Annotated in this window: 15 protein-coding genes and 1 riboswitch; of the genes, 10 read left to right on the forward strand and 5 right to left on the reverse strand. The window is 74.0% G+C overall.

Annotated elements, in window-relative coordinates:
• A riboswitch (cobalamin riboswitch) is annotated at positions 1–133 on the reverse strand.
• Between the two features lie 120 nt (positions 134–253).
• Complete coding sequence (locus ADL08_RS12165) at positions 254–475, reverse strand: hypothetical protein (protein ID WP_053642102.1); 222 nt, start codon at positions 473–475, stop codon at positions 254–256.
• Positions 476–487: 12 nt separating this feature from the next.
• Positions 488–1759, reverse strand: coding sequence for an inorganic phosphate transporter (locus ADL08_RS12170; RefSeq protein ID WP_053642103.1), 1272 nt, complete (start codon positions 1757–1759; stop codon positions 488–490).
• 391 nt (positions 1760–2150) lie between these two features.
• On the opposite strand from ADL08_RS12170, the gene ADL08_RS12175 reads away from it, so the two are divergent.
• Together ADL08_RS12175 and ADL08_RS12180 are read left to right on the forward strand one after the other, a co-directional pair.
• Positions 2151–3278 (forward strand): alpha/beta hydrolase, encoded by a 1128-nt coding sequence (locus ADL08_RS12175; protein WP_053642104.1) that lies wholly within the window; start codon positions 2151–2153, stop codon positions 3276–3278.
• 355 nt (positions 3279–3633) lie between these two features.
• A complete protein-coding gene (locus tag ADL08_RS12180) occupies positions 3634–5052 on the forward strand; it encodes a hypothetical protein (RefSeq protein WP_078968307.1) in 1419 nt (472 codons plus the stop codon).
• A 37-nt stretch (positions 5053–5089) separates the two neighbouring features.
• On the opposite strand, the gene ADL08_RS12185 is transcribed toward ADL08_RS12180, so the two are convergent.
• Both ADL08_RS12185 and ADL08_RS12190 read right to left on the reverse strand, forming a co-directional pair.
• Positions 5090–5491: a VOC family protein gene (locus ADL08_RS12185; RefSeq protein WP_053642106.1), complete on the reverse strand. Its 402-nt coding sequence runs from the start codon at positions 5489–5491 to the stop codon at positions 5090–5092.
• 69 nt (positions 5492–5560) lie between these two features.
• Entirely contained in the window at positions 5561–6451 is an 891-nt protein-coding gene (locus ADL08_RS12190) for a neutral zinc metallopeptidase (RefSeq protein ID WP_053642107.1), read from the reverse strand.
• Positions 6452–6721: 270 nt separating this feature from the next.
• Here ADL08_RS12190 and ADL08_RS12195 point away from each other — a divergent pair, with 270 nt between their 5' ends.
• The 3 genes from ADL08_RS12195 (at position 6722) to ADL08_RS12205 (ending at position 9847) form a co-directional block, all read left to right on the forward strand.
• The gene (locus tag ADL08_RS12195; protein ID WP_053642108.1) at positions 6722–8320 is read left to right on the forward strand and encodes an ABC-F family ATP-binding cassette domain-containing protein; all 1599 of its coding nucleotides are present in this window, start codon (positions 6722–6724) and stop codon (positions 8318–8320) included.
• A 376-nt stretch (positions 8321–8696) separates the two neighbouring features.
• Positions 8697–8918, forward strand: coding sequence for a helix-turn-helix domain-containing protein (locus ADL08_RS12200; RefSeq protein WP_006123601.1), 222 nt, complete (start codon positions 8697–8699; stop codon positions 8916–8918).
• A gap of 128 nt (positions 8919–9046) precedes the next feature.
• The gene (locus ADL08_RS12205) at positions 9047–9847 is read left to right on the forward strand and encodes an enoyl-CoA hydratase/isomerase family protein (protein ID WP_053642109.1); all 801 of its coding nucleotides are present in this window, start codon (positions 9047–9049) and stop codon (positions 9845–9847) included.
• Between the two features lie 28 nt (positions 9848–9875).
• On the opposite strand, the gene ADL08_RS12210 is transcribed toward ADL08_RS12205, so the two are convergent.
• Positions 9876–10547 carry a hypothetical protein gene (locus ADL08_RS12210; protein ID WP_053642110.1) on the reverse strand — a complete coding sequence of 224 codons (672 nt, stop codon included), beginning with the start codon at positions 10545–10547 and terminating at the stop codon, positions 9876–9878.
• Between the two features lie 92 nt (positions 10548–10639).
• Between ADL08_RS12210 and ADL08_RS12215 the strand changes: the two genes are divergently transcribed.
• From ADL08_RS12215 to amaP, 5 genes are read left to right on the forward strand one after another with little or no spacing between them, the layout of a single operon-like run.
• Positions 10640–11125, forward strand: coding sequence for an Asp23/Gls24 family envelope stress response protein (locus ADL08_RS12215; RefSeq protein ID WP_078968306.1), 486 nt, complete (start codon positions 10640–10642; stop codon positions 11123–11125).
• Positions 11126–11179: 54 nt separating this feature from the next.
• A complete protein-coding gene (locus tag ADL08_RS12220; protein ID WP_053642111.1) occupies positions 11180–11371 on the forward strand; it encodes a hypothetical protein in 192 nt (63 codons plus the stop codon).
• Between the two features lie 6 nt (positions 11372–11377).
• Positions 11378–11758, forward strand: coding sequence for an Asp23/Gls24 family envelope stress response protein (locus ADL08_RS12225; protein ID WP_053642112.1), 381 nt, complete (start codon positions 11378–11380; stop codon positions 11756–11758).
• Positions 11755–12366 (forward strand): DUF6286 domain-containing protein, encoded by a 612-nt coding sequence (locus ADL08_RS12230; protein WP_053642113.1) that lies wholly within the window; start codon positions 11755–11757, stop codon positions 12364–12366. The genes ADL08_RS12225 and ADL08_RS12230 overlap by 4 nt, the downstream gene beginning before the upstream one ends.
• A 54-nt stretch (positions 12367–12420) precedes the next feature.
• Positions 12421–13008 carry an alkaline shock response membrane anchor protein AmaP gene (gene amaP / locus ADL08_RS12235; protein WP_053642114.1) on the forward strand — a complete coding sequence of 196 codons (588 nt, stop codon included), beginning with the start codon at positions 12421–12423 and terminating at the stop codon, positions 13006–13008.
• The last annotated feature ends 22 nt before the right edge of the window (positions 13009–13030 follow it).

Consider the following 13030-nt stretch of genomic DNA (forward strand, 5'->3'; position numbering starts at 1 on the left):
ATCGACGTGACCGGCGGCGAGAGTTCCTGGCTCCCGGACCCCTCGGATCCGGTCACAGTGGCGGGACCGCGCCGGATTCGCACCGGACTTCCTCTGCTGCCGCCGTAATGGCCTCGGCAGTCCACCACGCCCCGAGAACGGGCGTCAACCCGCCCTTGACCTGCGGCGGCGCACTGTGCGGAGCGCCACAGGAACGAGGCCGGGCGGCCCGCTCCCGAAGGTGCGGACCGCCCGGCCGGCGGAGCGGGGACCGTCAGACGACGATCAGGTAGATGCCGTAGGCGACGGCCGCCAGGCACAGTCCGAAGCAGGCGTAGGCGCCGGTGCGGGCCAGAGCGGCGGAGCCGCCCCGGGCGGCGGCCTCCTCCTGCTTGGTGAGGCCGACGATGCCGAGGGAGAAGAGGCCCACCAGGGCGACGGTCGCCACGAGGCTGACTCCGAAGACGGAGCCGAGGGCTGCCCAGTCGATCTTCATGCGGTGCGTTCCTTAGACCTTCGCGGCCGGGGCCGGGGGAGCGGTCGGGTCGGTGGGGGCCGGGGCCGGGATGGTCGCCTTGAGGTCCTCGTCGGCGACGGCGGCGACGGAGCCGGCCGGCGGCGGCGGGGTGACGGCCGCGATGGCGGTGGTCACCACGCCCGCGGGCTCCTCGGCGTACGGGTCGTCGGCCGTGACGTTGTGGTGGTCGACCGGCTTGCGGCGGGAGAGCGCCCAGATGACGGCCGAGCCGGCCACGAGCAGGACCGCGACGGCGGCGATGCCCCAGGGGCCCTGCTTGGTGAGGAACTCGGCGCCGGCGCCGACCAGGCCCGCGGCGGGCAGGGTCAGACCCCAGGCGACGAACATCCGGGTCGCGGTCGACCAGCGGACGACACCGCCCTTGCGGCCGAGGCCGGCACCCATCACGGCACCCGAGCAGGACTGGGTGGTGGAGAGGGAGAAGCCGAGGTGCGAGGAGGCCAGGATGACCGTCGCGGCGCTGGTCTGGGCGGCGAAGCCCTGCTGCGGCTGGAGGTCGGTGAGGCCCCTGCCCATGGTGCGGATGATGCGCCAGCCGCCCAGGTAGGTGCCGAGCGCGATGGCGACGCCGGCGGAGATTACGACCCAGAGCGGGGGGTTCGAGCCGGGGGCGACGACACCCTGGGTGACCAGGGCGAGGGTGATGATGCCCATCGTCTTCTGGGCGTCGTTGGTGCCGTGGGCGAGGGAGACGAGACCGGCGGAGGCGATCTGGCCGGCCCGGTAGCCCTTGGCCGTGGCCTTCGCCTCGGGATTGGCCTTGATCCGGTACGTCAGCTTGGTCGCGGCCATCGCGGCGAGACCCGCGACGAGCGGCGCGGCGACGGCCGGGATGAGGACCTTGGTGACGATGGTGGAGCCGTTCACGGCCGACCAGCCGGCCGACATGACCGCGGCGCCGATGAGACCGCCGAAGAGCGCGTGGGAGGAGCTGGACGGAAGTCCGAGCAGCCAGGTCAGCAGGTTCCACAGGATGGCGCCGACCAGCGCGGCGAAGATCACCTCTGTGCGGATGCCCTCTTCGTTGATGATCCCGCCGGAGATCGTCTTGGCGACCTCCACGGACAGGAACGCGCCGACGAGGTTGAGCACGGCGGACATGGCCACCGCCGTCTTGGGCTTGAGCGCACCGGTCGAGATGGTCGTGGCCATCGCGTTGGCGGTGTCGTGGAAACCGTTCGTGAAATCGAACACGAGAGCTGTCACGACCACAATGGCGAGCAGCAGCGTGATGTGTTCCATTTACCCAGGCAATCGTTTGACGTCAGTGGCTGGTCGAACGTAAGCAACCTGGGTGAACGGAAGGTGAACTGGGGCGGGCGGCGTGGTGTCCCTATCCGGTGTCAAGGGATTCCGCTTGGCCCTCCCGAGGGGGTCCCGGGGAGGGGCGTCCACGATGCGGGCGCCCCGCGACCCCGGGTAATCCCGGCCCTCGCGGGCCCTCGGCGGCCCGTCCCGGTTCCTCCCGCACCGCCCCGTTCCGCTCCGCGGACCGCGCCACCCGACCGGGGGACCCCGCCGAGGAGAGCCGCGTCACTCTCCCGGGCGGCCCTCCGGACCCCGGAGCGCGCCCCTTTCGCCCCCGTTCGATCCTCCGGTGGCACCCCGGCCCCGCCCTGCGGACACTGGGGGTGTGCGCCCGGCTACAGCGACGGCAGCGACCGTCACCACCCTGCTCGGTGCCGGCGCGGCCGCGGTCGCGGCCGGCCGGTACGCCAGCGACCTCGCCCTCAGGGCGTCGTCGATACGCCCCCTGCCCGGCGATCCGAGACTGACCGTGCACGTCACGGGCCCCGACCGGATCACCCTCACCCGCAGCCTCGCCTCGCTGCGCCCCGGCACGTACGGCATGGAGGGCTCCGGCCTGCACGCCGTCCTCGGCCCCGTCCTCGACCGGGCCCCGCACACCGCCGACACCGTCGTCCGGCGCCTGGAACGGGTCGAGCTCGGCGCCCCCGGTACCGGCGCCCGCGTCCGGCTCACCCCCGCGCTCCACCGGGGGACGCCCACGAGCGCCCTCGGGCTCGACCACGAGGACGTGGAGATCCCCGGCGAACTCGGCCCCCTGCCCGCCTGGCTCGTGCCCGCCCCGCGCACCACCTGGGTGATCGCCCTGCACGGCCTCGGCACCACCCGCGAACACCCGCTCAACGTCGTCCCCTTCTACCACCGGCACCGGATCCCCGTCCTCGTCCCCGCCTACCGGGGCGACGAGGGCGCGCCCCCCTCCCCGGACGGCCTCGCCCACCTCGGCGACTCCGAGTGGCGCGACGTCGACGCCGCCCTGCGCTACGCCGTCCGCCGCGGCGCCCGGAAGGTCGTCCTGCACGGCTGGGGGCCCGGGGCGTCGATGGCCCTGCGCGCCGCCGCCGACTCGGGGGTGCGCGACCGGATCGGCGGCCTCGTCCTCGACTCCCCGGTCCTGGACTGGGAGGTCACCCTCCGCAACCTCGCGTCGGCCCGGCACGTCCCCGGCTTCCTGGTCCCGCTCGCCGTCCGCGCCGCCCGGGGCAGGACCGGCCCGCACGGCGACCTCCTCCAGCTCGCCTCGGCCCCCGGCGCCCTGCGCGCCCCGGCCCTCCTCTTCCACGGCCCCGAGGACGCGATCGCCCCCTGGGAGCCCTCCGTCGAACTCGCCGCCCGCCGTCCCGACCTGGTCGGCCTCCAGACCGTCCGGGACGCCCCGCACGCGGCGATGTGGAACACGGACCCGATCCGCTACGAGGAGACCCTGCGCCGCTTCCTCACCCCCTTGCTCTGAGCCCTCGCGCGCCGGGGCCCGCCCGGTACCGCTCCGGCGCCGCCGGTACCGCGCCGGGGTCTCCCGGCACCGGACCGGGGCCTTTCCCGCGCCGACCGGGGTCTCCCGGCACCGGACCGGGGCCCTCCGCCACCGGCCGGGGCTTTTCGTACGGCACCGGCCCGGGGCCCTCCCGCCACCGGCCCGGAGAGCCCGCCGGGGAGGATCCGCACGGCCTCCCCGAAGACTCCGCGAGGTCTCCGCGAAGCCTCCGCCAGGCCTCCGTACCGTCTTCGCGGGCCCTCCGCGGGCCCCGTTCCGACGGCGCGGCCGATTCCGATTGGGCTTTCCGGCCGTCAGCGGGAAGACTGCCCCCGTGACGTCTCGAAAGCCCGATGAACCATTGGCGCGCAACTCCAGACTCCGACTCGTCCGCCCACGGTCGCTGGCCACCGCCCGACGGGCCGTGACGACCCGGCGCACCCGGCCGGCGCCGCGGCCGCCCGAGGGCACTCCGCCCCGCGCGGAACTCGCCCGCCAGGCCCGGCACGTCCTCGCCGACGCCGTGCGGATCGCCCGCTGGGCCGCCGTAGAGGGCGGGGCCGGCAAGACCCCCCGCACCGGCCCCGACGCCGTCCCCCCGCAGGAACGGGCGGCCGCGGCCCTCGACCTGACGCCCGGCCAGGTCCGGGCCGGCTGGGACCGCGCCCGGCTCGCCGGCCTCGTCGAACTCCACGGCGACACCGCCCGCCCCGGCTGGCGGCTGCACGCCTGGGACCGCGACGACTCCGCCGTGCTGCGCGGCTGGGTCGCCCTCTTCGACGCCTGGTCCCTGGTGCACCCGGCCCCCGAGGGGGTCGCCCCGAGCGCCGTCGCCGAGGTCGTCGAGGCCCTCCCGCAGGTGCTCTCGCTGCTCCAGCTCTCCCAGGGCCCGGTCCCCGTCCCGGCCCTCCTGGACCTCCTCGGCCAGCGGGTCGAGGAGCTGCGCGGGGAGCGCTGCGAGGTCCCCGCGCCCGAGCAGGCCCCGGAAGCCCCGGAGGCCCCCGCCGAGGCGGGCACCACGGGCCTCCCCGCCCTCCTCGACTGGGCCCTGGAGGGCCTGGCCGCCGTCGGCGCGCTCACCCTGGACTCCGGCGCGGACGAGCGCCACGCCACCCTGACCCCGCTCGGCAACTGGGCCGTGTGGGTCAAGCTGGAGCAGATCTGCGTCGCCGCGCAGAGCCCCGCGGGCAACATCGAGCAGTCCGCCGGGGACATGCTCCGCGGCTGCGCCCGGCTCACCCCCGGCCCGGCCCGCGACGAGTACCGCGCCTGGCTCGCGGCCCGCACCCTCTCCAGCGCGGTGGCCGAACTCCTCGCCGTCGCCCGCGGCGAGGACGCCCTGCTGCGCGGCCTCGCCTTCGAGGCGCTCCGGGTCGTCGGCGCCCCCGCCGAGGCCGAGGTCCGGGCCACCGTCGCCGAGCCCTCGCTGCGCCCGTACGCGCTGCTCTGGCTCGCGGAGTACGAGGGCGCCGACCCCGACGACGCCCAGGAGGTGCTGACCCGGGAGGAGGCCACCTGGCTCTGGGTGGACACCGCCGCGGCCGTCGCCGACCACGGCGAGAGCGCGCTCCTCGTCCGCCACCTCGACTCCGCCGTGCAGGGCACCGTCCCCGCGCTGCTCGACGAGATCAGGGCCGTCGGCCACCCCCGTACGGTCCAGGTCCTGGTCGCCCTCGCCGCCGCCCACCCGGACCCGGCCCTGGCGAAGGCGGTCCGCAGGGCCGCCTTCCAGGTCCACACCGGGGGAGCGTGACGCCCCGCCCCGCCTCGGGGGAGGCCCCGGCGCCCGGCTACTCCGCGGCGCCGGGGACGTACGTCCCGAAGCTCCAGACGTTGCCCTCGGCGTCCCGGGCCATGTAGTCCCGGGCGCCGTACTCCTGGTCCGCGGGCGGCGCCAGGACCTCCACCCCGTGGGCGACCGCGCGCGCGTGGTGCTCGTCCACGTCCTCCACGTACACGAAGACGCCCGTGGGACCGGAGCCCGCCATCGCCCGGTCGAACGCGCTCCCGGTGCCCTTGCTGCCCAGCATCACGACGCCGTTCCCGAAGGACAGCTCGGCGTGCGCGACGCGCCCGTCCTCGCCCTCGTAGACACCGGTCGCGGTGAAGCCGAAGCCCTCCGTGAGGAGCTCGATCGCCGCCTTCGCGTCCTCGTACAGCAGAGTCGGACAGATGTGGGGTGCCCCGGTCATCCGGACCACGTCCTCTCGAAATCGGCCGCGTGTGATCCAGGTCTCAGTCTCGCAGCCGCCACCGACAACTCAGCGGAAGGTGTCGCACCGGGCCATGTCGCCCGTCTCGTACCCCGTGTAGAACCACTGCTGCCGCTGCGCCGCCGAGCCGTGGGTCCAGCTCTCCGGCGTCACCCGGCCCTGGAACCTCTCCTGGATCCGGTCGTCGCCCACCGCGGCCGCCGCGTCCAGGCCGTCCCGGATGTCCTGGTCGGTGAGCTTCGTGAGCAGCAGCCGGCCGGTCTTCTCGTCGGGCGTGGTCGTCGCGTGCCGCGCCCACACGCCCGCGTAGCAGTCGGCCTGGAGCTCGACCCGCACCGCGTTGGAGTCCGCGCCGGTCCGGCCGTCCTGGGCGCGGCCCAGGGTCCCCATCAGGTTCTGGACGTGGTGGCCGTACTCGTGCGCCACCACGTACGCCTGGGCGAAGGGCCCGCCGCTCGCCCCGAACTTGGTCCGCAGCTCCTCGAAGAAGCCCAGGTCCAGATAGACCTGCCGGTCGCCGGGGCAGTAGAAGGGGCCCACCGCCGAGGTCGCCGTGCCGCACGCGGTCCCGACCCGCTGGGTGAAGAGCTCGGTGGAGGCGGTGCGGTAGGTCCCGCCCCGGCGCCCGTACTCGCTCCGCCAGTAGTCCTGCACGCTGTTGACGACGGCGACGATCCGGCAGTCGTCGCGCGTGTTGGCGTCCGAGCCCTTCTTGCAGACCTGGTCCACCTGTGTCGCCGGGGACGAGGTCGCGGCCGGCTGGTCGCCGCCGTCCGAGAGCCCCAGCTGGTCGGGGCCCACCCCGAAGAACAGCCCCAGGACCAGCGCGACGAGACCGATGATCCCGCCGCCGATGGTCGCTCCGCCGCCCGGGATCCGGCCGCCCCGGGAGTCATTGACCTCCGAGGTGTCCAGATCGGCGTTGTCGTCGAACTGCACGGTCCACCGCCCTCCGCTGTCCGCCGGGCAGTGACCGCCGCCCTGCGCCGAGTATCGGACGCCCGTGTACCCGGCGCTTCTTTTGCGAAGCGCCGGCGGGAGCGGCGGGCGGGGAAGGCCCGGACGGAGGCGGTCCACGCCCCGTATGGCCGAAAACCAGTTGCAGGGGCCCGTTAGACTGGCCGTATGGCCATTCTCCCCGTGCATTAGCGGCGTCGAAGCCCTCCACCCCGTCCTTCCGCCGTATCCCCACCGCCCTGGAGTCTGTCCGTGATCACCGCTTCCGGCATCGAGCTGCGCGCCGGCGCCCGCGTCCTCATCGAGTCCGCTTCCTTCCGCGTCGCCAAGGGCGACCGCATCGGCCTGGTCGGCCGCAACGGAGCGGGCAAGACCACCCTCACCAAGTGCCTCGCCGGCGAGGGCCAGCCCGCCGGCGGCACCATCGCCCGCTCCGGCGAGGTCGGCTACCTCCCGCAGGACCCGCGCACCGGCGACCTCGACGTCCTGGCCCGCGACCGCATCCTCTCCGCCCGCGGCCTGGACACCCTCCTCAAGAAGATGCGGATGAACGAGGAGCGCATCGCCACCGGCTCCGGCGCCACCCGCGACAAGGCCCTGCGCCAGTACGAGCGCCAGGAGACCGAGTTCCTGACCAAGGGCGGTTACGCGGCCGAGGCCGAGGCCTCCACCATCGCCGCCGCCCTCGGCCTGCCCGACCGGGTCATGGGCCAGCCGCTGCACACCCTCTCCGGCGGTCAGCGCCGCCGCGTCGAGCTCGCCCGGATCCTCTTCTCGGACGCCGACACGCTCCTCCTCGACGAGCCCACGAACCACCTCGACGCCGACTCCATCGTCTGGCTGCGCGACTACCTGAAGACCTACCGCGGCGGCTTCATCGTCATCTCCCACGACGTCGACCTGGTCGAGACCGTGGTCAACAAGGTCTTCTACCTGGACGCCAACCGCTCCGTGATCGACGTCTACAACATGGGCTGGAAGCTCTACCAGCAGCAGCGCGAGGCCGACGAGAAGCGCCGCAAGCGCGAGCGCCAGAACGCCGAGAAGAAGGCCGCCGCCCTCAACTCGCAGGCCGACAAGATGCGCGCCAAGGCCACCAAGACCGTCGCCGCGCAGAACATGGCCAAGCGCGCCGAGCGGCTGCTCTCCGGCCTGGAGGCGGTGCGCGCCTCCGACAAGGTCGCCAAGCTGCGCTTCCCCGAGCCCTCGCCCTGCGGCAAGACCCCGCTGACGGCCGAGGGGCTCTCCAAGTCGTACGGCTCCCTGGAGATCTTCACCGATGTGAGCCTCGCCATCGACAAGGGCTCGCGCGTCGTCATCCTCGGCCTCAACGGCGCCGGCAAGACGACCCTGCTGCGCCTCCTCGGCGGGGTCGAGCAGCCCGACACCGGCGAGGTCACCCCGGGCCACGGCCTGAAGCTCGGCTACTACGCCCAGGAGCACGAGACCCTCGACCCGGACCGGACCGTCCTGGAGAACATGCGCTCGGCCGCGCCCGACCTCGACCTGGTCGACGTGCGCAAGACGCTGGGCTCGTTCCTCTTCTCCGGCGACGACGTCGACAAGCCGGCCGGGGTGCTCTCCGGCGGCGAGAAGACCCGGCTCGCCCTGGCGACCCTGGTCGTCTCCTCGGCGAACGTGCTGCTCCTCGACGAGCCCACCAACAACCTGGACCCGGCCAGCCGCGAGGAGATCCTCGGCGCGCTGCGCACGTACAAGGGCGCCGTCGTCCTCGTCACCCACGACGAGGGGGCCGTGCAGGCGCTCGACCCGGAGCGGATCATCCTGCTCCCGGACGGCGTCGAGGACCTGTGGGGCGCGGACTACGCGGACCTGGTGGCCCTGGCCTGACCCGTCGGGGGCCTCGCGAAGGCCCCCGGGAACCCCTTCCGGACCCGGAACGATCATTCCGGGCTGGATCATTCGGCTCATGGGTGATCCATCATCTGAGTGAGGACGTCTCGTACCCGTCGGCGCGGTGCTCTGCTGAATCCTTCCGGCAGGCCCGCGCCGCACGTGTGTCCCCGGCGCCCCGCTGACCTGCTGCTTCCCGTTCCGCCCGGCGCGGAGACGGCTTTCCCGAAGACCGGAATCAGGGCTTCCGGTCATGGCGATGCCGCACTCGTCCACCAACGAAGCGGCACGGACCTTGTCGAATGGGTGGCCAGGACGGACGGGAGGGGTGATCATGAGAAGTCCAGAGCGCACTTCCCATGAGGAGGCACGGGTGGCCGAGACTCTGAAGAAGGGCAGCCGGGTGACCGGCGCCGCGCGCGACAAGCTCGCGGCAGACCTGAAGAAGAAGTACGACTCCGGTGCGAGCATCCGGGCGCTGGCCGAGGAAACCGGCCGCTCCTACGGATTCGTCCACCGGATGCTCAGCGAGTCCGGAGTCACGCTGCGTGGACGCGGCGGAGCGACACGGGGCAAGAAGGCGGCCTCGGCCTGACACGGGGCGGCCCCACCGGGCCACCGGGTCTCCCGGTGGCCACCCGGCCGGCTCCACGGTCGACCGGGTGGTTACTGTGCAGTCACTTAGCATCGGATGCAGTGCTGCACCGGAACCGGAGGCGCCCCATGACTACGCTCGACGACTCTGAGCTCGTATTCGACAAGGACGGTGTACGGCTCACCGTCGAGGACGCCGTTGCCACGGTGACCTTGACCAATCCGGCGAAGCGCAACGCCCAGTCTCCCGCTCTGTGGCGGGCGTTGACGGAAGCCGGACGGTCGTTGCCGGGCAGCGTGCGGGTCGTGGTCCTGCGCGGCGAGGGCAAGTCCTTCTCCGCCGGGCTCGACCGGCAGGCGTTCACGCCCGAGGGCTTCGACGGCGAGCCCTCCTTCCTCGACATGGCGCGGGGGTCCGACGAGGACCTCGACGCCGTCATCGCCGAGTACCAGGAGGCGTTCACCTGGTGGCGCCGCGCCGACCTCGTGTCGATCGCGGCCGTCCAGGGCCACGCCATCGGCGCGGGCTTCCAGCTCGCCCTCGCCTGCGACCTGCGGGTCGTCGCCGAGGACGTGCAGTTCGCCATGCGCGAGACCAGCCTGGGCCTCGTCCCCGACCTCACCGGTACGCACCCCCTCGTCTCCCTCGTGGGCTACGCCCGCGCCCTGGAGATCTGCGCCACCGGACGCTTCGTGCACGCCGACGAGGCCGAGCGCACCGGCCTCGCCAACCTCGCCGTGCCCGCCGACCAGCTCGACGCGGCCGTACGCGACCTCGCCGCCGCCCTGGTCGCGGCGCCCCGCGACGCGGTCAACGAGACCAAGGCGCTCCTCCAGGGAGTCTCCGGCCGCTCCTACGAGGAGCAGCGCGTCGCCGAGCGCGCCGCCCAGGGCCGCCGTCTGCGCGACCTCGCGGGCCTCGGCGACTGACACCGGGCGTCCGGCCGGGGCGGCGCCCTCAGCGCAGCTCCGACACCAGCACCGTGACCGCGGTCGCCCCATCGCCGGCCGCGGTCGCGGCGATCCGGGCGGCGCGGGCCACGTCCAGCGGGCGGCGGCCCGCCGTCACGGCCAGCTCGACCCGCAGCGCGTCCCCGCTGCGGCGCACGGGCGGCCCCAGCGCGTCCGTCACGCCCGCCACCCCCTCGACCCGCAGCACCGCCAGGGCCACCGGGTCGTCCGTCGCCGGGGAGGGCCGTCCGGGCGGGGGAGCGGCCGGCCCCTCCTCCGGCGCCGCGTCGAGCAGCTCCGTCACCCGCAGGTCCACGCCGGTTACCGTGAGCCCGAGCCCGCCCGCCGCCCCGAGCAGGGCCGTCCGCAGTTCCTCGGTCAGCTCCGGCAGCGGCCGGCCCGCCACCGCCCGGAAGTCCGCGGTGATCCGCAGCGGTCCCGGCGGCAGACCGCCCGGCGGCACCGGCAGCGGCTCCGGACCCTGCTCCCCGTCGGGGTCCGATCCGACCCGGAGCCTGCCCGGCACCACTCCCCGTACCGCCGCGGCGGTCCGGTCGAGGGCCTGCCGCACCGCCCGTTCCGTGATCCAGGCACCGTCCTCCGCCGTTCCCAGCGGCAGCAGCCTGCCCGGTGCGAGGCGGTCGCGGACCGCCGCCGTCCAGCCGTCAGTCGTCGTCATTCCCCCAGACTGCCGCATTGGCGGAGCAGATTGCAGGAAACGCCCTTAATCTGAGCGGAGAACCCCGAAATAACCCAGAAGGGGCGAAACTAATGACGGACACCACTCATTCCGGCGGCTCCACGACCGACGAGGTGCGGCGATCTCCCTTGACCAAGCGGAGCGGCTCCGCCGCCACCCGGGGCAAGACGACCATCGCCGACGGCGTCGTGGAGAAGATCGCCGGCCTCGCCACGCGTGACGTCGACGGCGTCCACGACATGGGCAGCGGCCTCTCCCGCACCTTCGGCGCCGTACGCGACCGGGTCCCCGGGGGCAGCAGCAGGTCGAACGTCACCCGAGGGGTGAAGGCCGAGGTCGGAGAGGTGCAGACCGCGCTCGACCTGGAGATCGTCATCGAGTACGGCTATCCCATCTCCGAGGTCACGGGCGACGTCAGGGAGAACGTCATCTCCGCCGTGGAGCGGATGACCGGCCTCGAGGTCGTGGAGGTCAACATCGCGGTCAGCGACGTGAAGCTGCCCGACGAGGACGACGATGACGACGGCGGCGACGACGACCAGCGCCGTCTCCAGTAGACGCCGGAACTCCGGCGTCCGGAGCCGGTGACAAGGCCAGGAAAGGGACTCGTTATGAGCATGGCGGTGGTCGGCCTACTGGCCGGCATGGCTCTCGGCTTCGCCGGATACTTCGGCGGCTTCGGAGCGTTTCTGCTGATCGCGGCCCTCGGGGTGGTCGGCTTCGTGGCCGGTCGTTTCCTCGAAGGAGATCTCGAACCCCGCGATCTGTTCCGGGGACGCGAACGCGACGACCGGCGGCGGTGACGCGGAGTGGCGACCGAACTGGCAGCGGCCCCGGCGCAGGACACGGCACGGGACCCGGCGCGTGACCGGGGAGCGACCGACATCGCCGACCGGGTCGTCGCGAAGATCGCCGCCCGGGCGGCCAGGGAGGCTCTGGGCGGCGTCCCGAAGGGCGGATCGAAACCCCATGCCTCGGTCGACGTCCACAGGGACGTCGCCCGGGTCTCGGTGAGCCTCGAACTCGACTACCCCTCCGACGTAGCCCGCCAGTGCGGCGCCGTCCGGAACCGGGTCCGCAGCCAGGTGGAACACCTCGTGGGCATGGAGGTCCACGAGGTGTCCGTCCACGTGGAGCGCCTCCACTCCGCGCTCACCCGCGACGACACGCCGAGGGGCCGCCTCTCATGACCACCACTCCGGAACAGTCCCCTCCCTCCGCCCGGGAGGACGAGCCCGCTCCCGCTCCCGAGGCCCGCGCCCGCCGCTTCTGGTCGGTACGGCGCATCCCGGCGGCCCTGCTCGCGGCCGTCGTCCTCGGCGGAGCCGGACTGCTCCTCTACGACGTGGCGGCCGTACGGGCCGACCAGTCGGCCATGGCCTGGCGCAAGGAGGCCGCCGACGGCCTCGCGACCCGGCCGCTCGACTCCACCTGGGTCCTCGCCGGCGCCTGCGTCGCCGCGGTCCTCGGCCTCTGGCTCCTGCTCCTGGCCCTCACCCCCGGGCTGCGCTCCGTCCTCCCCATGCGCCGGGACCACCCCGACGTACGGGCCGGACTCGACCGCAAGGCCGCGGCCCTCATCCTGCGGGACCGCGCCATGGAGGTCTCCGGCGTGCGGTCCGCGAAGGTGCGCGTCCGCCGCTCCAAGGCCACCGTCCGGGCGGTCTCGCACTTCCGGGACCTCGACGAGGTCCGCGCCGACCTGGAGCGGGCCGTCACCACCGGCGTCGACGAACTCGCCCTCGCCCACCCGCCCGTGCCGAAGGTGCGGGTGGCCCGGCCGCCCGAGAAGGGATGAGCCGATGACGCCCAAGCCCCGGGGGCCCGGTCCCCGTCACGAAAGGACCGCCCGGTGACCGTCGTCCTCCGGCGCGTCAACCGCGTCCTGCTCGGCCTCGCCGGGCTGATCCTCGTCCTCCTCGGCGGCTCCGTCCTCGCCGCCGCGGCCGGCCTCGCCGTACCGTCCTGGTGGCCCTGGTCGGGCCCCTCCGACGTCCTGCTCACCACCGCCGACCGGCAGCGCTGGCGGGACGAGGGCTGGTGGTGGCCGGTGGTCATCGCCGTCCTCGGGGTGATCGTCCTGCTCGCCCTCTGGTGGCTGATCGCCCAGTTCCGCCGGGCCAGGCTCGCCGAGGTCGTCGTCGACACCGGCGACGGCGAGGAGGCGGTCGTGCGCGGGCGTGCCCTGGAAAGCGTCCTGGAGGCGGACGCCGCCGCACAGGACGGCGTGGCGCAGGCCCGGGTCTCCCTCACCGGCCGCCGCAGCGCCCCCCGCACCCGGGTGAGGTTCCAGCTGGAGCCGCACGCCTCCCCGGCCGACGCCCTCACCACCCTCAGCGGCCGGGCCCTCGCCCACGCCCGCACCGCGACGGGCCTGTCGTCCCTGCCCACCGAGGCGCGCCTGCGCGCGGTGAAGCACGGCGCCCGCCGGGTCACCTGAGGACGGAGCGCGGAGAGCGCCC

Source organism: Streptomyces sp. NRRL F-6492, assembly GCF_001280125.1.
GTDB lineage: Bacteria > Actinomycetota > Actinomycetes > Streptomycetales > Streptomycetaceae > Streptomyces.